The organism is Mycobacterium sp. Panama NTM2 (assembly GCF_054355555.1).
In genome coordinates, this window is record NZ_CM135953.1 from 4,276,269 (window position 1) to 4,297,105 (window position 20,837).

The following is a 20,837-nucleotide window of genomic DNA, read 5'->3' on the forward strand; positions in this document are numbered from 1 at the left end:
CGACCCTCAGCTCGTCGGTGGCTCGTAGGGCACTTCGGGGTGTTCGCGATGCCATTCCACCTTCTTCTCGACCACCTTGCGGTGGCGCAACGCGAGCCACGCGAACCCTGCGGCGGCGAACAGCACGGCCACGATGATCGCGACGACGCCCGTGGTGCGCGATCCGTTGGCGAACGAGAACAGCGCGACCACCATCGACAACACCCCGAGGCCGATACCGATCAGGCCCACTGCGTTCTTGCCGGCCTTCATTGTTTCGCCGGCGTGCTGACGGTAGGTGCGGGCGTGGTCGATGGGATCTCTCGATGTATCCGGCATCTTCACTCCTCTCACTCGACGGGTGGGTACTGGGAGTGCCTCAGTACCCGGGCGAGGTGCGCGGCATTGCGCGCGACCATCGCGTTGGTCGACGCGGTGGCCTGCGGCACCTCGTCCAGCTCTTTGTAGTCGGTCGAATTCATCGCGGGGCCGTTCCAGTACGTCGACCCCTGTGCAGGGACGGTGTAGCCGATGTCATTGAGCGCCTGGAACATATCGGCGACGATCTTGTGCGCACCATCCTCGTTACCGACGACCGCAACCGTGGCGACCTTGCCGAACATCGCGGGCCGCCCCTGCTCGTCGGTGTTCGACAGCTCGGCGTCCAGTCGCTCGAGCACCCGTTGGGCCACCGACGACGGATGACCTACCCACGTCGGTGTGCTCAGCAGCAGGATGTCTGCTGCGAGCAATTTGTCGCGGATCTGGGGCCACTGGTCGCTGTCGCCCATATCCGCTTCGGTGCCGGGGGCGATGTTGTAGTCCACACACCGAACGGATTCACACAGCACATCTTCGGACCGCAGCGACTCGAAGACGTGCTCGACGATCAGTGCACTGCTGGACTCGGCGGGGCTCGGTTTCAGGCTGCACACCAGCGCGATGGCGCGCAGCGACGAATCATTTTCAGCCATGCTGAGGCGATACCCGAGGGCCTACCCGCCAAACGAACAACGACCACCGGTCACAAGTCAGTCATCGATTCGCCGCGACACCAGTTCATCGCCCTCGAAGGTGACACGACCCACCGAACGCCGGCGGGTTTGGATTGGGGCCGTCGGGGCATGCGGTGCGGACCCGATCAGGAGGCATCGATGAGCAATCCGGAATCCGAGAAGGCCGAGTCCGACGTCGAGCCCGACGCCAAAGTGGCCGGCTCGCGTGCGAGTGAGGGCGACGACGACCAGGCAGAGGGCCCGTACGTCGGGCGGGCAGGGTCCGACGACGACATCGACACCCAGGAGTCCGGCGCAGAGGCGCGTGCGCAGCAGGACTAACGCGGCCCGACGCCGACGACGTGTGCGGCGATCTGCGCGTAGACCCGCTCGGTGACGGACACGGCGTCGCTCATGATGTTGTAACCGTGGTCCGCGCCGGCCACCTCGATGTAGTCGACGAGTGACCCCGCGGCAGCCAGCCGGTCGGCATACCACCGGGCCTCGTCGCGCAACCGGTCGTACTCCGCGGTGACGACCACCGCGGGCGCGATGCCGTCGATGTCGTCGGCGTTGGCGCCCCACGCGGGTGAGACCAACCGGTCGCGGCGGCGCAGCCTGTCCGGGACGTAGGCGTTGTCGAACACCTGTCCCATCCACGGTTTCATCACCGCGCGTGCCCCCAGCGCTGACGGCTTGTCACGCACCGCGGTCACCAGATCCAGTGGCGGATAGTGCAACACCTGCAGTCCGATCGTCGGACCGCCGTCCTCGAAAGCCTGGCGGGCAGCTGCGGCCGCGAGATTGCCGCCCGCACTCTGACCGCCTACCGACAAACGCTCGCCATCCCACTCCCGCGCCGCGTCGGCGGCCCAGCAGACCACATCGTAGATCTGTTCTGCTGCAACGGGGAAACGATGTCGCGGAGCGAGGAGGTAGTCGGTGTTGACGACGACCACGCCGGCGGAGTCGGCCAGGAACCGGCACCATGGATCGTCCTGGTCGCGATGTCCTACGACGAAACCACCTCCGTGGATGTTGACGTAGACCGGCGGGCGACGCACCCGCGGGTCCGGCCGGTACACGGTGGCCTCCACAGGGCCGTGCCGGGTCGGAATGCTGATCAGCGACGTATGTCCTGGGATTCCGGGGAACCGCACCGCCGGCTTCGGAACGGGGTTGACCGCTGCCGCGAACAGGCGTGCCAGCGGATCGGTGACGAAGTGGTGCACGAGGATTCCTTGTCTCAGGCTGCAGCGAATCCGCCGTCGACGCTCAGGATGGCGCCGTGGACGTTGGTGGCGTGCGGGCCCGCGAGGAACACCACCGCGGAGGCGACTTCGTCGATGGCGCTCATCCGGTTCGACGGTACGCGGGCCAGCACCGGATTGACCGCCTCACCGAACTCCACCATGCGTTCGGTGGCGATGGGCCCGGGTGCGACCGCGTTGACCCGCACACCCGACGGCCCGTATTCAGCTGCCCATGATTTGGTCAGCAGGTGCACACTGGCTTTCGTCGCACCGTAGAGCGCCGAGCCCGATGCGCCGAACAGTGCGCTGATCGAGCCGATGTTGACGATGGCACCCTCGCCTCGTTCGACCATCGCCGGCGCGATGAGCCCGGTCAGCAGGAACGGAGCGGTGACGCTGACGGCGAAGGCGTCGCTGATCTCGGCGGCGGTGACGTCCGCTGTCGGAGCCGGAAAGACAAGGGTGGCCACGTTGTTGACGAGGATGTCGAGCGTTCCGCCGACCGCTTCAGTGGCTCGTGACGCGACGTCGGCGGCTGCCCGCGCGGGTTTCGAGAAGTCGGCTTCGACGAAAGATGCCTTACCGCCCGACGATTCGATCCTCGCGACAACGTCCTCCCCACGGCTGCGGGTGCGTCCGGTGATCACGACGTGCGCGCCGGCGTCGGCCAGCGCCGTCGCGATGCCTGCGCCGAGTCCTGACGTCGAGCCGGTCACCAGAGCGGTGCGGCCGGCCAACGGGGTTGATGTGGTCATGATCGTCCTCACTGTCGGGTCACGTCGGCGATTGCTGACGCGAAGTCGCGGGGCGCCTCCTGCGGCACGTTGTGTCCGATGCCGTCGAGGACGCGATGCTGATGGCGGCCGGTGTAGAGCGCTCGGTAGGCGGCGCCGTCCTTTGCGGGACCGTCGAAGTCGGACGCGATGGTGATGGTCGGAACGGTGATGGCCGGTTTGGCGGCCAACCGCCGCTCGTCGTCCTCGTACCGGGCTTCTCCCTCGGCCAGGCTGAGGCGCCACCGGTAGTTGTGGATCACGACGTCGGTGTGATCCGGATTGGTGAATGCGGCCGCCGACAGGTCGTAGGTGGCGTCGTCGAACTTCCACAGCGGGGAGGCGTTGCGCCAGATCAGCTTGTTGAAATCGGCTGTGTTGCTGCGGTATCCGCGTTCACCGCGGTCGGTGGCGAAGTAGTACTGATACCACCAGCCGTACTCGGCCTGCGGGGCGAGGGGCGCCAGGTTGGCCTCTCGGTTCACGACGATGTAGCCGCTGACGGCAACGAGCCCCGTGCAGCGCTGTGGCCACAGTGCGGCGACGACGTTGGCGGTCCGACCACCCCAGTCGTAGCCGCCGAGAATCGCCTCGCGGATGTCCAGCGCATCCATCAGCGTGATGACGTCGTGCGCCAGTGCGGCCTGCTGTCCGTTGCGAACTGTGCCGGTCGAACGGAAGCGGGTGCTGCCGAAGCCGCGCAGATACGGCACGATGACTCGGAACCCCTGCCCGGCCAGGATCGCGGTCACGTCGGCATAGCTGTGGATGTCGTAGGGCCACCCGTGCAGCAGGACGACGGGCTGACCGTCGCGGGGCCCGGCCTCGACGTATCCGACGTCGAGATCGCCCGCGATGATCTGTCGGACCGGTCCGAGCTCGTGGCTGGGTGCGGGCGGTGCGGGTGACGGAACCGCGGCCGCCGGAGTGGACGAACACGCGGCCAGCGTCGCCGCCCCGGCTGCAGCCGTCATCAGGAAGCCGAACCGCCGCCTGCTCACGCCATCGCTCATGAATCCATGACAGCGGACGGTAGCGATCAATGCCAACGATTGGTTTTGATGATTGTCATCAATGAAACAGATACGTTGGTGTGATGGAGTTCCGTCAGCTCGAACACTTCCTCGCAGTCGCCGGGGAAATGAGCTTCACGCGCGCCGCCGAACGTGCACACGTCGTGCAATCCGCGCTGTCGACGTCGGTGGGCAAGCTCGAACGTGAGCTGGGGGTCAAGTTGTTCGACCGCTCTCGCCAGCAGATCGACCTCACCCCGGCCGGAGAACGGTTCCGCCACCACGCGCACGATGTCCTACGCGCCGGACGGGCCGCCGTCGACTCCGTCGCCGAATTTCGCGGCACCTTGATGGGCACGGTGGAATTCGGTTCGCTGATCGCGTTCGGACCCCTTGACGTCGCGTCGGCCCTGGGCGGCTTTCACCGCGAACACCCCCATGTGCGACTTCGGTTGCGGCTGAGCCAGACCGGCGCGTCGGCATACCTCGCCGCACTACTCGAAGGCTCGTTGGACCTCGCACTCGTTTCCGTACCGGACCGCTTCCCCGCCCCGCTGAGGCTACAGAAGCTGTTCGATGATCCGCTGGTCTTCGTCTGTCGCGCTGATCATCACCTCGCCGGACGGCAACAGGTGTCAATCGCCGAACTGGACGACGAAGATCTGATCGGATTTCCCCCGGGCTTCGGTCTTCGCCGCCTGGTCGACGATGCGTTTCATGCCGCCGGCCGCCGCGCACGCACGCTGTACGAAGTGCCGGCCGGGTTTCGTGCGGTTGCCGATTTGGTCCGCAGCGGCCTGGGCACAGCATTCGTACCCCGGTCGGAAGCCGCCCGCTTCACCGCGCTGCGCGCGATCGAACTCGCCGAACCAGTGCTGTGGACGGTCTATCTCGCCACGCCGGGCGCCGAGCGCATGACACCCCCCGCGGCGCGTCTCGCGCAAACGCTGCAGGACGCAGCGGCGGACTCAGTGGCTTCGTAGCTTCGAGATCAGTTTGTCCTTGGTCAGTCGCGAATATCCGCTCAGGCCGAGTTCTTTGGCGCGTTCCTTGAGCTCGTCGACCTTCCAATCGTCGTACGAGCCCGAGCGGCCGCCTTTCCTGCCGACCGCCGAAGCACCTCGCGCCGCGGCCGCGTTGGCGATTCGCGCGGATTTCTCTTTCGAGTTCCCCCCGGCTCGCAGATCTTCGTACATCTTCTCGTTCTTGATCGATGAGTTCGGCATCGACACCAACCTCCCTGAACGGTCGACAATGCCCGTAGGTTTTCCGCGCGTGAGGTTTGCCAAACACGTCACCGGTCTTTAGCCACCCGCCGGATCAATTGGCGGGTGGCCTTCTCGAGCAGCTCCTGAGCCCTTTCCGGCTCGTCGATCTTGTCAGCCCGCTTGGTCGCCGCGGCGATGGTCAGCCCCTTCTCGTAACCGGTGACCACGCGCGGGTCGACGTACGAGGCGCGGGCGACCGCCGGCGTATTGCCCAGTTCGCTCGACACCTCCTTCATGACCGCCGACGTCTCCCGCTTGATCGCGGTCTTCGACGTCGGCGGCTTCGCGTCGGCGAATGCTGCGGCAGCCAGCACGGTGCCATGCCAGGTGCGCAGATCTTTGACGGTGAATTCGTCGCCGACGATCTCCTTGAACCGGGTGTTGAGATCGTCGGCCTTCACATCGACCCAGCCGCTGTTCCCGCTGCGGCACACCAGGAGTCGCTCGGTGCGTTCGGTGCGCCGCATGAGGGAACGGACTGCCCGCACCACCTCGGGATCGTCGATCTCGACGGTGCGCTGCACCCCACTCTTGGCCGGATAGTCGAACTCGACCGCGTTCTTCTTCAGCGTCACATGCTCACACAGCAGGGTGGCCAGTCCGTAGTGCTCGTGCTCCTCGGCCGACTGCTCACCGCCGGCGCGGAAATAGCCCCTGTCGAGCAGCTGCAGTGCCAGCCCGAGCACGCGGTCGCGAGTGAGCCCGCGACCGGCCAGATCTCGCGCGATGCGAGATCGCCACTCCGGCAACCGCGTGGAGAGCTCGAGCACCCGGTCGAACTTCTCCTCGGCCCGCTCTTGCTGCCACCGTTCGTGATAGAGGTATTGGCGCCGGCCGGCGGCGTCGGTGCCGACCGCCTGGATGTGACCGTTCGGCCGCGGACTGATCCAGACGTTCTTCCATGCCGGCGGGATCACCAGATCCTTGATCCGCTGCGCCGTGTCGGGGTCTGCCAACAGCTCACCGTCGGGCCCGTAGTAGGCGAAACCTTTGCCGCGCCGCTTGCGGACGATCCCCGGCGTGTCCAGTTTGCTTCGTGCCAGCCGCATCGTGATGTGCCCCTTGTTGCCAACCCAACGTCAGCCGGGGATACCCGCTCAGGGTTGCAGGATCACCTTGACCGCGCCGTCCTCCTTCTTCTGGAAGATGTTGTACGCGTGCGGCGCCTGATCGAGCGGCAGAACGTGGGTGGCGAACGAGTCGACGCCCAACGGGTCGTCATCGGTCAACAACGGCATGATGTCGTCGACCCACTTCTTCACGTTGGCCTGCCCCATCCGCAGCTGGATCTGCTTGTCGAACAGCGTCAGCATCGGCATCGGGTCGGCCGCGCCGCCGTAGACACCACTCAGCGAGATCGTGCCGCCCCGGCGTACGCAGTCGATCGCCGAGTACAGCGCGCCCAGCCGGTCCACTCCCGCCTTCTGCATGAAGGGTTTCGCGACGAAATCCGGGAGGAACGCGGCCGCGGTCTGTGCGGCCTGCGCAACCGGTGAGCCATGTGCCTCCATCCCGACGGCGTCGATCACCGAGTCGGTGCCCCGCCCGTCGGTCAGCTCGCGCACTGCGTCACCGACCGAGCCGCTGAGCCCCATCATGTCGATGGTCTCGATACCTCTCGCACTCGCCCGGGCGAGACGCTCCGGAACTCGGTCGACGGCGATCACCCGATAGCCGAGGTGGGTGGCGATGCGGGCCGCCATGTCGCCGATCGGTCCCAGCCCCAGCACGGTCACCGATCCGCCGTCGGGAATGCCTGCGTACGCGACGCCCTGCCACGCCGTGGGCAGCACGTCCGACAGATAGACGAATCGCGAATCGGGCGGTCCCTCCGGCACTTTGATGTGGGTGAACTGGGCCTGCGGGATGCGCAGGTATTCGGCCTGACCGCCGGGCACCTCGCCGTAGAGTTCGGAGTATCCGAACAGCGCGGCCCCCATCCCCTGGTCGCGAACCTGCGTCGTCTCGCATTGCGTATAGAGCTGCTTGTCGCACATGAAGCAGCTGCCGCAGGAAATCTGGAACGGCACCACGATGCGATCGCCGACGGCGAGGTTCGTCACGCCCGCACCCACGTCGCGCACGATGCCCATCGCCTCGTGCCCGAGGATGTCACCGGCGTTCATGAACGCCCCGAGCACCTCGTAGAGGTGCAGGTCTGAGCCGCAGATGTTGGTGGACGTCACCTCGATGATCGCGTCCGTCGGGTCCTGTATGCGGGGGTCTTCCACGGTGTCGACGCGCACATCGCGCCGGCCGTGCCATGTCACTGCCTTCATGACGCCTGCCGTACCCGAGCCGGTGCGGTTGAAACGCGCTCAGCCAGGAAGGGTTTCACCGCCGATCGGGGCCAGCACCTCACCGCTGTAGTACGACGACAACCGGCCCGCGGCGAAGAACACGTACGACGGCGCGATCTCGTCGGGTTGGGCCGCGCGCCCATCGGCACGTGCTCACCGAACGACTCGGTCTTCTCGGCCGGCATAGTCGCCGGAATCAGCGGGGTCCACACCGGCCCGGGCGCAACGCAATTCACCCGGATGTTGCGCTGGGCGAGTGACTGGGCCAGCGAGTAGGTCAGGGCGATCACCGCGCCCTTGGTCGCCGAATAGTCGATGAGCGACTTGTTGCCCCGCAGCCCGTTGATCGATCCGGTGTTGATGATCGCCGACCCGTCCGGCAGATGCGCCAGCGCGGCTTTCGTGACGTGGAAGAAGCTGTCGATGTTGACCGAGAAGGTCCGCCGCCATTGCTCGTCGCTGATCTCGGTCAGATCGGACACCGGCGACTGGAACGCCACGTTGTTGACGACGATGTCCAGTCCGCCGAGCTGTTGAACCGTCTCGTCGACCACGGAGCGGCAGTGCGCGGCGTCGGCCAGGTCACCGGGCAGATGGACCGCCCGCCTGCCGGCCGCCTCGACCAGCGACACGGTGTGTGCAGCGTCGTCGCGTTCGTCGAGATAGGCGATCGCGACGTCGGCACCCTCCTTGGCGAAGGCCACCGCGACCGCCCGTCCGATCCCGGAGTCACCCCCGGTGATCAGCGCCCGCTTGCCCTCGAGCAGTCCGGTGCCGACGTAGTCGGCCATCTCGTCGCGTGGCTTGTCGGCCATATCGGCTGTCTGGCCGGGATAGGGAATCACACCGTCTGGCATGGGGCCTCCTGAAGCTCGTCGGCTGTCAGGGCGTCGTCGTACCCCGGGAAGGGGTGGCGAAACTACGGGTCCGTGCGGCGAAGGGCGAGGGGTAGCACCACCCAGAACGAGGCGAACACCACCAGCGCCGCCGGCCCGGCGATCAGCGCCGCGGTCAGGCCGGCGACGGCGTCGAAGATGATGACCGTCATCCCGGTGACCGCGACACCGAGGAGCAACAGACCGGCGTAGGCGCACCGGTGCGCTGCCTTGACCAACGTCCCGAGACGATGGCGTCGGAACAGCAGTCGATGCATGCCGACCGGGGCGATCAGCAGTGCCATGGAGAGCACCGCCGCGCTCACCGTCGCCAAATAGACCACCTGCATCTTCTGGCCCAGCATCGTGAACCGCTGCTGGAACGGCAGCGTCAGCAGGAATCCGGTGAGCAGCTGCACCCCGGTCTGCACCACCCGCAGCTCCTGCAGAAGGCTGGTCCAATTGCGGTCCAGCCGTTCGGTTTCCGTTTCGTTCCGGGCGCTCCGGTCCCATCCTCCGTCGCCGTCGAGGGGATGCGCGTTCACGGGTCGATCTTCGCACCCGCCCCTTCCCGTCGCACAGAGTTTGGTAACGGCAGGCTCGGGTAATCAGCGGCCATGAGCAGGCTGTCCAGGAAGTTGTACACCCCGCTGTCCGTCGCCACCGGTGTCGGTGGCGGCCTGCTTGCCGGGCAGATCTTCGGTCAGATCTGGAAGCGGGTCGGACAAAACGATCCCGAACCCCCGGACCCCAAGGACCTCAGCTACTCGACAAAGTCGGTGTTGATCGCCGGCGCGTTGCAGGGCCTGATCGTCGGCCTGGTGCGGGCCAGCCTGCAGCGGGCCAGCGCTCACGGATATCAGGCGCTCACGAATGAACGCCCGCCTGGCTGAGCAGTGAACTCATAGCTTTTCCACAGCTCTCGATGGGCATGTTCTTAATCGCTCGTCGGACCGTGGAGACATGTCTCGCTCGATCGACACCCGGCTGCTCGGGTGTGCAGCTGTCCTGGCGCTACCCGCCAGCCTCGCGGTGATGCTGATGGCGACGCCGGGCGCGGTCTCGCCGCTTCTGTACTGGACGGTGTCAGGAATCGCGCTGGCCATCGCTTTGGCCGTGCTCGTCGCCGGCGAATGCGCGTGGGAGAACACCGTCGCCGAAGCCCAGGCCGCCGGCTTGGTGGCCAGCGAACCCGGACACTAGGCCCGGGTCACGTCGCAGACGGGGAACTCAGCGGGCCGGGATCTCGTCGGCGAGCGCGATCAGCCTGGCGCGGACCAACTCGGGCTGCTCGTCGAGGATGAAGTGACCGCCGTCGACGAGCTCCAGCGTGTAATCGTCGGCGCGGGCGGTCTCGGCCGCGGCCAGCGACGGATGGATCGCGAGATCCTTGCGGGCGAACAGCGCCCGGGTGGGCACGGTCGACCACCGCCGCTCGGGGTTGCGCGCACCCTCGCGGGCCTCCCGCAGCAGGAACGTCCGATAGGTGTCGCGCGCGGTACGGGCGACCATCGGGTCCCGGAACGCGTCGGCGTAGACCTTCGCCGTCTGCCGGTCGAGATTCGGCGCGGCCGACCGGAAGATCACCCGCTCCAGATACGGTGTGCGCCGTTGCAGCGGCGCTCCGATCGACGCCACGAACGGCTGGTAGAGCAGGAACCGCCACAGGTGCGGGGCGAGGGCTTTGGCCGAGATCCACGGGTGCGGGATGTTGAGCACCAGATAGCCGTCTATCCGCTCGGGCACCCGCAGCGCCAGCAGATGGCCGATGAAGCCGCCCCAGTCGTGGCCGACAAGCAACACGTGCTCCAGACCCATCGCGTCCATCAGCGCCACCAGGTCGCTGACCACGTCCTCTTTGGCCCATTTGTGCGGCGCCGGGCCCGACCAGCCGTAACCCGGTAGGTCGGGGGCGATGATCCGCAGCCCGGGCGGCGGATCGGCCAGCAGGTCGCGATACGCCCAGTGGTGTTGAGGCCAGCCGTGCAGCGCCAGCACCGGCCTGCCGTCTTCGGGGCCGGCCTCGGTGACGTGGAAACGGACACCTCGCGCGGTCACGTGACTGCGGCGGACCCCTCCGATCGGCGGGGGTTGGTTCGTCATGCCCCTGAGACTAACGGGGAGGGTTTACGGTGCTGATATGCCCGGGTACCGCGACCTGTTCGACGCCAGCATCTCCGACCCCGAAGCGTTCTGGGCCGACGCGGCCACCGCTGTCACCTGGACCCGCGCGCCCCAGCGCATCCTCGACGACAGCCGGCCGCCGTTCTACCGGTGGTTCCCCGACGCCGAACTCAACACCTGCGCCAACGCCCTCGACCGACACGTCGAGGCCGGCCGCGGGGAGCAGGCCGCGCTGATCTACGACTCCGCGGTGACCGACACCCAGCGCACCTACACCTATCGCGAATTGACAGACGAGACTGCGCGATTCGCGGGCGCGCTGCGTAATCTCGGCGTCGGCCGCGGTGACCGGGTGATCATCTACATGCCGATGATCCCCGAGGCCGTCATCGCGATGCTGGCCTGCGCGCGACTGGGCGCGGTGCACTCGGTGGTCTTCGGCGGCTTCGCACCCCACGAACTGGCGGTCCGTATCGACGACGTGCAACCGGCCGTGATCGTCTCCGCATCCTGCGGGATCGAGCCCACCCGCGTCGTCGAGTACAAACCCATGCTCGACGCCGCGATCGGGATGACCAGCCACCCACCACGCCATTGTGTTGTAGTGCAACGGGATCGGCATCGCTGCGAGCTCATCGAAGGCCGCGATCTGGACTGGGCCGACGTGATGGCTGCGGCGAGTCCCGTCGACCCGGTCCCCGTCGCCGCCACCGACCCGCTCTACGTGCTCTACACCTCGGGCACCACAGGCAAACCCAAAGGCATCGTGCGCGACAACGGTGGCCACGCCGTCGCGCTGCTGTGGAGCATGAAGCACATCTACGACATCGCCCCCGGCGACGTGTTCTGGGCGGCCTCGGACGTGGGCTGGGTGGTCGGCCACTCCTACATCGTCTACGCCCCACTGCTTCTCGGCGCGACGACCATGCTGTACGAGGGCAAGCCCGTCGGCACCCCCGACCCGGGCGCGTTCTGGCGCGTGATCTCCGAGCACGGCGTCAAAGCGCTGTTCACCGCGCCCACCGCGATCCGCGCCATCCGCAAGGAGGACCCCGAGGGCACGCATGTGGGCAGATACGACCTCTCGTCGCTGCAGTACCTGTTCCTGGCCGGCGAGCGCCTCGACCCCGACACCTACCACTGGGCCGCCGACAAACTCGGCGTCCCGGTGATCGACCACTGGTGGCAGACCGAGACCGGTTGGCCGATCGCGGCGAATCCCATGGGAACGCAAGCTCTTCCGATCAAAGCGGGATCACCGACGGTGCCGATGCCGGGCTTCGACGTGCACATCCTGCGCGAGGACGGCAGCGACTGCGACCCCGAGCAGGAAGGCGCCATCTGCATCCGCCTGCCGCTGCCGCCCGGGACCCTGCCGACGCTGTGGCACGCCGATGAGCGCTATCAGCAGTCCTACCTGTCCGAATATCCCGGCTACTACCTGACCGGCGACGGCGGCCACTTCGACACCGACGGCTACCTGTTCGTGATGGGACGGATCGACGACGTGATCAACGTCGCCGGACACCGGCTGTCGACCGGCGCGATCGAAGAGGTGCTGGCGACGCACCCCGCGGTCGCCGAGTGCGCGGTCATCGGGGTGCCCGACGAGATCAAGGGGCAGGCGCCGCGCGGACTGGTGGTCGTCAAAGCCGGCGCCGCCACCGACGGTCTGGCCGATGAGCTGGTCCAACTGGTGCGCGACGAGATCGGGGCCGTCGCCGCGTTCCGGCTCGTCGACGTGGTCCCCGCTCTGCCCAAGACGCGGTCGGGCAAGATCCTGCGCAAGACCATGCGGGGGTTGGCCACCGGCCGGGACGAACCGGTGCCGTCGACCATCGAGGACCCGGCCGTCCTGGACAAGCTCGGGCCGATCCTGCGCCCCTGAGGGGTGTTAACCCCGCGGCGGGCGGGGTACCTCTTCGGCACGCACGTCAATATGACGCGCTGAAGGAGGACGGGATGGCGGACAGCCCGAAATACATGGCCGTGCAGGGCGCAGCGCTGATCGTCGCGGTCGCGCTGACGGTCATCGGAGTCCTCGGTTTCGTCCCCGGTGTGACCTCCGGGCTCGATCGGCTGAGCTGGGCGGGCCAGCACTCCGGCGCCCTGCTGTTCGGCATGTTCGTGGTCTCGGTGCTGCTCAACGTCGTGCACATCGTGGTGGGCGTCGCGGGATTCGCGGGCGCACGCAGCTACGCCGCCGCGCGCGCCTACCTGCTCGGCGGCGGACTCATCTATCTGGGCCTGTGGCTCTACGGGATTTTCGTCGAACACGGCAGCAACGCCCACGTCATCCCGCTCAACGGCGCCGACAACTGGCTGCACGCCGGCATCGGGGCGGTGATGGTGCTGCTGGCCGTCACGCTCGCCGGCCAGCACGACCCCACCAAGCGACGCTCGCGGGTTCGCCGCGCCGCCAGCCACTGAGCCACGCCGTCAGGCGATCGACAGCGCGATCCCGTCGAGGATGTCGTGCTCGCTGACCAGCAACCGGTCGATGCCGGCACGCTCGCCGAGCACCGCAGCCAGCTCCGTCACGATCAGCGCGCCGCCGCCGATCACGTCGACCCGGCCCTCGTGCATCGGGCCCAACACCGCACGCTGGGCCCGCGTCATCGCCAGCAGGTCGGTACAGACGGGGAGAAGATCGTCGAAACTCACCGAGGACAGGTGGATCGCGTCCGAGTCGTAGGTGGTCATCTTCCGCGCCAGCGCCGCCAGCGTGGTCATCGTGCCCGCAACGCCGACCCACGTCCTGGCCTGCTGCACCGGCACCTGCGCGAGCACGGTGTCGAGCGCCTCGCGGACCACCGCCCGCGCCACGTCGATCTCGTCGGGAGTCGGCGGATCGGAGTGCAGGCACCGTTCGGTCAACCGCACACACCCGATGTCCGCCGAGTACGCGGCCTCCACATCGTCGGAGCCGAGCACCACCTCGGTCGAGCCGCCACCGAGATCGACCACCACGAACGGTGCTGCCGCGGAATCCAATTCGCCGACCGCACCGAGGAAGGACAGCCGCGCCTCCTGCTCGCCGGTGATCACCTCGGCCACCGCGCCCGGCACCACCGCACCGAGCACCTCCGACGTCATCGCGAAGAACTCGTCCCGATTGCCGGCGTCGCGCGCCGCCGACGTCGCCACCATCCGCACCGCCGACACCTCGTGATCACGCATCAACGCGGCGTAGGCCTCGAGTGCCGCCCGGGTCCGGGCCAACGCCTCGGGCGCGAACTCGCCGGTGGCGTCCACGCCCTGACCCAGCCGCACGATCCGCATCTCGCGATGCACATCGGTGAGCCGCCCGCCCGCGACGTCGGCGATCAGCAGGCGAATCGAGTTGGTACCGCAGTCCACCGCGGCCACCCTCGCGCTCATGTCCACACCTCCGAATCGAGAATGCCGGCCATCTCCGGCTCGACCGCCAGCAGCGCCAACGCCTCGTCACCGAACGGGTTGACGCCGGGGCCCTTGGCCAGCGAGTGGGCGATCACCACGTGCAGGCACTTCACCCGGTCCGGCATCCCGCCTCCCGAGAACGTCGTGCCCAGCGGCTCGATCGCGTCGCGCTCGGCCAGATACGACTCGTGCGCGCGCCGATACGCCGCAGCCAACGCGGGATCCTCCGCCAGCCGCTGGGTCATCTCCCGCATCAACCCCGACGATTCCAACCGGCTCGCCGCCGCCGTCAACGCCGGATGCGTCAGGTAGTACAGCGTCGGGAACGGGGTGCCGTCGGGCAGCTTCGGCGCGGTCTTCACCACGGCGGGATCCCCGTCGGGGCAGCGGTAGGCGATCTCGAGAACACCGCGCGGCTCACGGCCCAACTGCCGCGCGACGATCTCCAGATCCGTCGGCTCAACCACCGGGCGCCGGCGGTGGGGCGGGCGGGGCAGGAGCAGGCGGCGGCGGCACGGGCGGAGCCGTCGGCGTGATGCCATGCGGTGCATCGGCGATCGTGTGCCACAGCGCCGTGTACCAGGGATCGGAACCCGCGACCGGCCCCGCACCCTGCGGGGCCTGGCCTGCTTGCGGGGCCCCGGCCGGGAGCTGCACCTGATACGGGATCTCCCCCGGCATCACGAAGCCCAGCCGCTCACGCGCCTGCGCGGCGATGAACACCGGATCGGCCAGCTTCGCCTTCTGCGACTCCAGATCGGCGATCTGATTCCGCAATTGGGACTCCGAGGCCTGCAATTGCTTCATCTCGGTGCGCTGGCTGAAGTACGTGCGCACCGGCCCGGCGATGGTCAACGTCAGCACGCAGATCACCGCTGCCAGGATCGCGGCGCGCCGCGCCGTCGAACCGAACCGCTGATCGGCCGACGCCTGCATGGACGCAGCGATCGACACACGGATCGACGTGCCCGGGGCGGTCTGCTCGAGCTCAGCGGGAGCTGAGCCCTCGGCCCCGTCGGCCACCCGTGGTTCTGGTGCGCTGCGCTCACGACGGCCCGAGGTGACCCCGGGCTTGGCGCGCCCAGGCTTACCCGGCCCGGCGGGCCGGGACGTGCGCCGCCGAGGGTCGGGCCGCTTCGCTTCGGGCACAGGCTATTTCGCTCCGCCTTCGAATCGCGGGAAGGCCAGGTCGCCGGCGTAACGCGCCGCGTCGCCGAGCTCTTCTTCGATGCGCAGCAGCTGGTTGTACTTGGCGACGCGCTCGCTGCGGGCCGGGGCGCCGGTCTTGATCTGCCCGCTCCCGACGGCCACCGCGAGATCGGCGATCGTGGTGTCCTCGGTCTCGCCACTGCGGTGGCTCATCATCGTCTTGTAGCCGGCGTTGTGCGCCAGCGAGACCGCATCCAGCGTCTCGGTCAACGTGCCGATCTGATTCACCTTCACCAGCAGCGCGTTGGCGGCGCCACGCTCGATGCCGTCCTCGAGCCGTTCGGGATTGGTGACGAAGAGATCGTCGCCGACGATCTGCACCCGGTCACCGATCGCGGTGGTCAGCGTGACCCAGCCGTCCCAGTCGTCCTCCGACAGCGGATCCTCGATGGACACCAACGGGTAGGACCCCATCAGCTCTTCGTAGAACGCGGCCATCTGCTCGGCGGTGCGGGTCTGCTTCTCGAACGCGTAACCGGTGCCCTCGGTGTAGAACTCGGTGGCCGCCACGTCGAGCGCGAGGGCGACGTCGCTGCCGACCTTCAGGCCCGCGGCCTCGATGGCGGTGCCGATCAGATCCAGCGCCGCCGTGGTGCCGGGCAGATCCGGGGCGAACCCGCCCTCGTCACCCAGACCGGTTGCGAGCCCCTGCTTCTTGAGCACCGACTTGAGCGCGTGGTACACCTCTGCACCCCAGCGCAGCGCCTCCTTGAAACTCGCGGCGCCGATCGGGGCGATCATGAATTCCTGGACATCGACGCCCGTGTCGGCGTGCGCGCCGCCGTTGATGATGTTCATCATGGGCACCGGCAGGATGTGCGCGTTCGGGCCGCCGACGTAGCGGAACAGCGGCAGCGCGGCACTGTCCGCGGCGGCCTTGGCCACCGCCAGCGAGACGCCGAGGATCGCGTTCGCGCCCAGCCGGGACTTGTCCGGGGTGCCGTCCAGATCGACGAGCGCCTGGTCGACGAGGCGCTGCTCGTCAGCACCGAGCCCGATCACCGCGGGGCCGATCTCGTCGAGCACCGCCTCGACCGCCTTCTGCACGCCTTTGCCGAGGTAGCGCGACCCGCCGTCACGCAGCTCCACGGCCTCGTGCTCACCGGTGGAGGCACCCGACGGGACGGCGGCGCGGGCGACCGTGCCGTCCAGCAGGCCCACCTCCACCTCGACTGTCGGGTTGCCCCGGGAATCGAGGATCTCGCGGGCTCCGACCTGCTCGATGATGGGCACTACTGCCTCCTTGCTAGATCCGGGGTCATTCCGGGCGTGACGATCAGCACTGAGCCTAGAGGGTCTTACAGCGGGTGTCCTTCGGCGTACGCAGTCGCCCAGTCGCGGACCGTCCGCGCGTACTGATCCGAGTGGTTGTACGCGTGCAGCGCGCCCATCCAGCCACGCGGGGTGGCCAGGTCCTTGCCACTCCAACACAGGTAGCCCGCCGCCGAGAGCGCAGCGTCGTCGATGTTGTCGGCGCTGATCTTGCCGTCGTTGTTGGCGTCGACGCCGTAGAGCCGCCACGTCTCGGGGATGAACTGCATCGGCCCCATCGCGCGGGCGAACGGCTCGTCGCCCCTGTTCTCGGTGGCCGGATCGTGGCTGACCGAATCGTGGTCGAGGATCTCCAGGTTGCCTCCGGTGCCGTCGAGGAGCACCCCGCGGATCGGCGGCTCGACATCCCCGTCGGGGCTGATCACCGCACCGCGATACGTGCCGTGGTGACTTTCCACCTGCCCGATGCCCGCCAACGTGGTCCACTTCAGATGGCAGTCGGGATTCTCCACGTCGGCCACGCGCGCTGCATAGGCATAAGCCTCCAACGCGGTCACCGGAATGCCGAGTGCGGGGGCGCGGGCAGCCGCCCAGTCGTGCAGCGCATCGGCCGGCCGGCCTTTGGCGTAGGTGTCGATCTGCGGCACCGGATCCCCAGGTGGCGGCGGCACACCCTCGGGAATCGGGTTGCCGAGGTGCCACGAACAGCTGGCGCCGAGGAGCAGCGCCGTCGCGCCGATCACGGCCACCGTTCGCAGCCACCGCACCCGTGTCACCGGACTCCCTAACGCCAATCTCGTCCTAGCCATGCTGCCACGCGCCCGGGGACTTAAGACCCATCCCGGGCCCGACACAGGCGGTGTACATTCAGTGAGCGCATCACCAACCAAGGTGAGCCGAACCTATGTTTGGCAAGCCAACACTGAATACCGACGAGGACTACGCGATGAGCATGAGCACCGATCTGACGGTCACCATGCACTCGGCTACGTTGGCGGCCTCGCCCAACGTCACCTCCCAACTGTTCGGTAGCGGACTGATCGGGCTGCGGGAAGGCCTCGAAGCCGCGATCGTCGTGTCGATCCTGGTGGCCTTCCTGGTCAAATCGGACCGGCGCGACGCACTCAAATGGGTGTGGCTGGGGGTGGGCGCCGCGATCGCGATGACGGTGACCGTGTTCCTGGTCATCCAGTTCGGCGAGAACACGATCACCGGTCTGGCCGCCGAAGCCATCGCCGGCGTGGCGTCAGTGATCGCGGTCGTCATCGTCACCACGATGGTGCTCTGGATGCGTCGCGCGGCCGCGGGCATGTCCGGTGAGCTGCGCAACGACATGGCCCAAGCACTGGAAACGGGGCCGCTGGCCGTCGCATTGCTCGCCTTCTTCGCAGTCGGTCGCGAAGGCGTCGAGACCGCGCTGTTCATGGTCGGATACGCCGAAGCATCGACGAACTGGCCGCTGGTCGGGTTGATCGTCGGCGTGCTGATCGCCGGCGCCATCGCCTACGGCATGTACCGCGGGGCCCTGAGCATCAACCTCGCGAAGTTCTTCACCTACACCGGTGTGTTCCTGATCGTCGTCGCCGCCGGAATCCTGTCCTACGGCATCGGCGCACTGCAGACCGTCGGCTGGCTGCCCGGCCTGGGCACCAAAGCGTTCGACATCACCGCGTGGTTCAACTGGTCCTCCTGGTACGGCGAAGTGGTGCAGGGCGTCTTCAACGTCACCCCCACCCCGACGGTGCTGCAGCTGTGCGGTTGGCTCGCCTACCTCGTCGTGATCCTCGTGCTGTTCCTGCGTCCCACCCCGGCGCCGACACGCTCGGCCCCGACATCCCCACTCCCCGACCCCGAAAGGTCCACCACGTGAAGGTCTCCTCGTCTGTCGCCGTTCTCGGTACGGCCGTCGCCGCACTGGCGCTGAGTGGCTGCCAGGCCAAAGAGGAGCCGGCCAACGCCGCCGAAGGCACCGACGCGCCGGCCCAGATCACCGTCGACGCCTCCGACAGCTCCTGTGAGCTGTCCGGCACCGAGGGCACGACCGGCGCCAACACCTTCGTCGTCACCAACAACGGCAACAAGGTCACCGAGTTCTACGTCTACGGCGAAGGCGAGCGGGTGATGGGCGAGGTGGAGAACATCTCCCCCGGCCTCCAGCGCAAGCTGATCTTGCAGCTCACCCAGCCGGGCACCTATCAGACGGCCTGCAAGCCCGGCATGATCGGCGACGGCATCCGCACCGACTACACCGTCACCGGCGACGCCGTCGAGATCGACACCGAAGGCAAGTTCAAAGAGGCCGCCGACAGCTACAAGCGCTACGTCAACAGCCAGACCGACGCGCTGATCCCGGCGGTCGAATCGTTCGTCGCCGCGATCAAGGCGGGCGACATCGAGGCGGCCAAGGCGCAGTACCCGGTCGCGCGGACGTACTACGAACGCATCGAACCCGTCGCCGAGTCGTTCCCCAACGACCTCGACCCCCGCATCGATCTGCGCGAAGCCGATCTCGAGCCCGGACAGAAATGGACCGGCTTCCACCGCCTGGAGAAGGACCTGTGGGTCAGCGGCCTGCAGCCCGACACCAACGCCATCGCCGACCAGCTCGTCGCCGACGTCAAAGAACTCGACGCCGGCGTGAAGGCGCCCGACTACACGATCGATTCGACCCAGATCGCCGGCGGCGCGCAGGGCCTGCTCGACGAGATCGCCACCAGCAAGATCAGCGGCGAAGAGGACATCTTCAGCCACACCGACCTGTGGGACTTCAACGCCAACCTGCAGGGTTCGCAGACGGCGGTCGCGTCGGTGCGGCCGATCCTCGACGAGCGCAACCCCGATCTGGGCAAGCGTGTGGACGAGCGGTTCGCCGATGTGGAGAAGATGCTCGAGCAGTACCGCAAGGGCGACGGTTTCGTCAGCTACGACACCGTGACCGAACCGCAGCGCCAGGAGCTGTCCCGGGCGATCGACGCGCTGAGCAAAGAGGTGAGCCAGGTGCAAGGTGTCATCGCACCCCAATGATCCGGTGGCCCCGAATGATTCGACGCGCCAAGGGCTGAGCAGGCGCAAGCTGTTCGGCGCGGCCGGAGTCGGCGCCGCGGTGGTCGGTGCGGCCGGCGCGGGTGCGCTGGCCGGCCGGGCCTCGGCGGCCCAGCCCGCTGGTCACCTGGACACCGCAGTGCCCTTCCGCGGTGAGCACCAGGCGGGGATCATCACCGAGGCGCAGGACCGCATGCACTTCGCGACGTTCGACGTGACGACGAACAGCCGCGACGACGTCATCAAGATGCTGGCCGACTGGACCGAGATGGCCGAGCGGATGACGCAGGGCGAGGAGGCGTTCAAAAACGGTGCCACGGGCCAGAATCCGTACTCCCCACCGACCGACACCGGCGAAGCGCTTGGCCTGCCCCCGTCACAGCTCACGCTGACGATCGGGTTCGGACCGTCGTTCTTTCTCAAAGACGGTGTCGACCGGTTCCGCATCGCGGACAAGAAGCCGGCGCAGCTGGTCGACCTGCCGAAGTTCCCGAACGAGAAGATCGATCCGGCCCGCAGCGGTGGCGACATCGTCGTGCAGGCCTGTGCGAACGACCCGCAGGTCGCCGTCCACGCGATCCGCAACCTGGCCCGCATCGGCTTCGGCACCGTCGCGGTGCGCTACTCGCAGCTCGGGTTCGGCCGGACCTCGTCGACCACCCGCGATCAGTCCACCCCGCGAAACCTGTTCGGTTTCAAAGACGGAACAGCCAACTTGCGCTCCGACGAGACCGACAAGCTGAACCAGTTCGTCTGGGTCGGCGACGGGGACGGGCCCTCGTGGCTGACCGGCGGCAGCTACCTGGTGGCGCGGCGGATCAGGATGCGGATCGAGCAATGGGACCGCACCACGCTGCTCGAGCAGGAACGAGTCATCGGCAGGCAGAAGGGCAGCGGCGCGCCGATGGGGCTCAACGACGAGTTCGACGAGCTGAACTTCTCGCTGACGGACAAGAAGGACAAGCCGCTGATCGACGAGCAGGCGCACGTGCGTCTCGCGTCGAAGGAGAACCTCGGCGGCATCGAGATCCTGCGCCGCGGCTACAACTTCACCGACGGCTCCGACGGGTTCGGCCACCTCGACGCGGGGCTGTTCTTCATCGCGTTCGTGCGCGACCCGGTCAAGCAGTTCGTGCCGATGCAGAACGCGATCTCGCGCAACGACGCGATGAACGAATACGTCACGCCGACCAGCTCCGCGGTGTTCGCATGCCCGCCGGGAATCCGCGAGGGCGACACCTCGACGTTCTGGGGCTCGACGCTGTTCGAGTAGCGCTGATCGCGCACCCCACCTTTTCGCCCAAACCGACACACGGGCGAACAATCGCGAGA

At 67.6% G+C, this 20,837-nt stretch carries 24 protein-coding genes and 1 pseudogene; 9 read left to right on the forward strand and 16 right to left on the reverse strand.

Annotated elements, in window-relative coordinates; translation table 11 throughout:
- Positions 1-6: 6 nt before the first annotated feature.
- Positions 7-318 (reverse strand): hypothetical protein, encoded by a 312-nt coding sequence (locus ACXYX3_RS20405; protein ID WP_458608795.1) that lies wholly within the window; start codon positions 316-318, stop codon positions 7-9.
- A gap of 11 nt (positions 319-329) precedes the next feature.
- Positions 330-953, reverse strand: coding sequence for a flavodoxin family protein (locus ACXYX3_RS20410; protein WP_458608796.1), 624 nt, complete (start codon positions 951-953; stop codon positions 330-332).
- Positions 954-1,133: 180 nt separating this feature from the next.
- On the opposite strand from ACXYX3_RS20410, the gene ACXYX3_RS20415 reads away from it, so the two are divergent.
- A complete protein-coding gene (locus ACXYX3_RS20415) occupies positions 1,134-1,316 on the forward strand; it encodes a hypothetical protein (protein ID WP_241207238.1) in 183 nt (60 codons plus the stop codon).
- On the opposite strand, the gene ACXYX3_RS20420 is transcribed toward ACXYX3_RS20415, so the two are convergent.
- The 3 genes from ACXYX3_RS20420 to ACXYX3_RS20430 form a co-directional block, all read right to left on the reverse strand.
- Positions 1,313-2,134 carry an alpha/beta hydrolase gene (locus ACXYX3_RS20420; protein ID WP_458612159.1) on the reverse strand — a complete coding sequence of 274 codons (822 nt, stop codon included), beginning with the start codon at positions 2,132-2,134 and terminating at the stop codon, positions 1,313-1,315. The two genes, ACXYX3_RS20415 and ACXYX3_RS20420, sit on opposite strands and share 4 nt — an antisense overlap.
- A gap of 86 nt (positions 2,135-2,220) precedes the next feature.
- Complete coding sequence (locus ACXYX3_RS20425) at positions 2,221-2,985, reverse strand: SDR family NAD(P)-dependent oxidoreductase (protein WP_458612160.1); 765 nt, start codon at positions 2,983-2,985, stop codon at positions 2,221-2,223.
- Between the two features lie 5 nt (positions 2,986-2,990).
- The gene (locus tag ACXYX3_RS20430) at positions 2,991-4,013 is read right to left on the reverse strand and encodes an alpha/beta fold hydrolase (protein WP_458608797.1); all 1,023 of its coding nucleotides are present in this window, start codon (positions 4,011-4,013) and stop codon (positions 2,991-2,993) included.
- 83 nt (positions 4,014-4,096) lie between these two features.
- On the opposite strand from ACXYX3_RS20430, the gene ACXYX3_RS20435 reads away from it, so the two are divergent.
- Positions 4,097-4,996 (forward strand): LysR family transcriptional regulator, encoded by a 900-nt coding sequence (locus tag ACXYX3_RS20435; RefSeq protein WP_458608798.1) that lies wholly within the window; start codon positions 4,097-4,099, stop codon positions 4,994-4,996.
- Here ACXYX3_RS20435 and ACXYX3_RS20440 read toward each other — a convergent pair.
- The 5 genes and pseudogenes from ACXYX3_RS20440 to ACXYX3_RS20460 form a co-directional block, all read right to left on the reverse strand.
- Positions 4,982-5,239: a DUF7218 family protein gene (locus ACXYX3_RS20440; RefSeq protein WP_458608799.1), complete on the reverse strand. Its 258-nt coding sequence runs from the start codon at positions 5,237-5,239 to the stop codon at positions 4,982-4,984. The two genes, ACXYX3_RS20435 and ACXYX3_RS20440, sit on opposite strands and share 15 nt — an antisense overlap.
- A 68-nt stretch (positions 5,240-5,307) precedes the next feature.
- A complete protein-coding gene (locus tag ACXYX3_RS20445) occupies positions 5,308-6,330 on the reverse strand; it encodes a DNA topoisomerase IB (RefSeq protein ID WP_458608800.1) in 1,023 nt (340 codons plus the stop codon).
- 48 nt (positions 6,331-6,378) lie between these two features.
- Positions 6,379-7,560: a zinc-dependent alcohol dehydrogenase gene (locus ACXYX3_RS20450; RefSeq protein ID WP_458608801.1), complete on the reverse strand. Its 1,182-nt coding sequence runs from the start codon at positions 7,558-7,560 to the stop codon at positions 6,379-6,381.
- A 39-nt stretch (positions 7,561-7,599) separates the two neighbouring features.
- Positions 7,600-8,438: pseudogene (locus tag ACXYX3_RS20455) on the reverse strand (SDR family oxidoreductase).
- A gap of 62 nt (positions 8,439-8,500) precedes the next feature.
- Entirely contained in the window at positions 8,501-9,001 is a 501-nt protein-coding gene (locus tag ACXYX3_RS20460; RefSeq protein ID WP_241207262.1) for a DUF6328 family protein, read from the reverse strand.
- 72 nt (positions 9,002-9,073) lie between these two features.
- Between ACXYX3_RS20460 and ACXYX3_RS20465 the strand changes: the two genes are divergently transcribed.
- The gene (locus ACXYX3_RS20465) at positions 9,074-9,349 is read left to right on the forward strand and encodes a DUF4235 domain-containing protein (RefSeq protein ID WP_458608802.1); all 276 of its coding nucleotides are present in this window, start codon (positions 9,074-9,076) and stop codon (positions 9,347-9,349) included.
- 70 nt (positions 9,350-9,419) lie between these two features.
- The gene (locus tag ACXYX3_RS20470) at positions 9,420-9,659 is read left to right on the forward strand and encodes a hypothetical protein (RefSeq protein WP_241207264.1); all 240 of its coding nucleotides are present in this window, start codon (positions 9,420-9,422) and stop codon (positions 9,657-9,659) included.
- Positions 9,660-9,686: 27 nt separating this feature from the next.
- Here ACXYX3_RS20470 and ACXYX3_RS20475 read toward each other — a convergent pair whose 3' ends face one another.
- Positions 9,687-10,559: an alpha/beta fold hydrolase gene (locus tag ACXYX3_RS20475; RefSeq protein ID WP_458608803.1), complete on the reverse strand. Its 873-nt coding sequence runs from the start codon at positions 10,557-10,559 to the stop codon at positions 9,687-9,689.
- Between the two features lie 37 nt (positions 10,560-10,596).
- On the opposite strand from ACXYX3_RS20475, the gene ACXYX3_RS20480 reads away from it, so the two are divergent.
- Together ACXYX3_RS20480 and ACXYX3_RS20485 are read left to right on the forward strand one after the other, a co-directional pair.
- Positions 10,597-12,468: a propionyl-CoA synthetase gene (locus ACXYX3_RS20480; RefSeq protein WP_458608804.1), complete on the forward strand. Its 1,872-nt coding sequence runs from the start codon at positions 10,597-10,599 to the stop codon at positions 12,466-12,468.
- 74 nt (positions 12,469-12,542) lie between these two features.
- Entirely contained in the window at positions 12,543-13,010 is a 468-nt protein-coding gene (locus tag ACXYX3_RS20485) for a DUF4383 domain-containing protein (RefSeq protein WP_458608805.1), read from the forward strand.
- Between the two features lie 9 nt (positions 13,011-13,019).
- Here ACXYX3_RS20485 and ACXYX3_RS20490 read toward each other — a convergent pair whose 3' ends face one another.
- From ACXYX3_RS20490 to ACXYX3_RS20510, 5 genes are all read right to left on the reverse strand, one after another.
- Positions 13,020-13,961, reverse strand: a complete 942-nt coding sequence (locus ACXYX3_RS20490; RefSeq protein ID WP_458608806.1) for a Ppx/GppA phosphatase family protein — start codon at positions 13,959-13,961, stop codon at positions 13,020-13,022.
- Positions 13,958-14,449, reverse strand: coding sequence for a DUF501 domain-containing protein (locus ACXYX3_RS20495; protein WP_458608807.1), 492 nt, complete (start codon positions 14,447-14,449; stop codon positions 13,958-13,960). Before ACXYX3_RS20495 ends, ACXYX3_RS20490 begins: the two co-directional genes overlap by 4 nt.
- A complete protein-coding gene (locus tag ACXYX3_RS20500; protein WP_458608808.1) occupies positions 14,442-15,131 on the reverse strand; it encodes an FtsB family cell division protein in 690 nt (229 codons plus the stop codon). Before ACXYX3_RS20500 ends, ACXYX3_RS20495 begins: the two co-directional genes overlap by 8 nt.
- A gap of 3 nt (positions 15,132-15,134) precedes the next feature.
- Positions 15,135-16,424 (reverse strand): phosphopyruvate hydratase, encoded by a 1,290-nt coding sequence (eno, locus tag ACXYX3_RS20505; protein ID WP_241207271.1) that lies wholly within the window; start codon positions 16,422-16,424, stop codon positions 15,135-15,137.
- Positions 16,425-16,489: 65 nt separating this feature from the next.
- Positions 16,490-17,239 (reverse strand): lytic transglycosylase domain-containing protein, encoded by a 750-nt coding sequence (locus ACXYX3_RS20510; protein WP_241207272.1) that lies wholly within the window; start codon positions 17,237-17,239, stop codon positions 16,490-16,492.
- Positions 17,240-17,409: 170 nt separating this feature from the next.
- On the opposite strand from ACXYX3_RS20510, the gene efeU reads away from it, so the two are divergent.
- From efeU to efeB, 3 genes are read left to right on the forward strand one after another with little or no spacing between them, the layout of a single operon-like run.
- Positions 17,410-18,333, forward strand: a complete 924-nt coding sequence (gene efeU / locus ACXYX3_RS20515; RefSeq protein WP_458612161.1) for an iron uptake transporter permease EfeU — start codon at positions 17,410-17,412, stop codon at positions 18,331-18,333.
- Entirely contained in the window at positions 18,330-19,487 is a 1,158-nt protein-coding gene (gene efeO / locus ACXYX3_RS20520) for an iron uptake system protein EfeO (RefSeq protein WP_458608809.1), read from the forward strand. The genes efeU and efeO overlap by 4 nt, the downstream gene beginning before the upstream one ends.
- Complete coding sequence (gene efeB / locus ACXYX3_RS20525) at positions 19,468-20,778, forward strand: iron uptake transporter deferrochelatase/peroxidase subunit (RefSeq protein ID WP_458608810.1); 1,311 nt, start codon at positions 19,468-19,470, stop codon at positions 20,776-20,778. The genes efeO and efeB overlap by 20 nt, the downstream gene beginning before the upstream one ends.
- Positions 20,779-20,837: the final 59 nt, after the last annotated feature.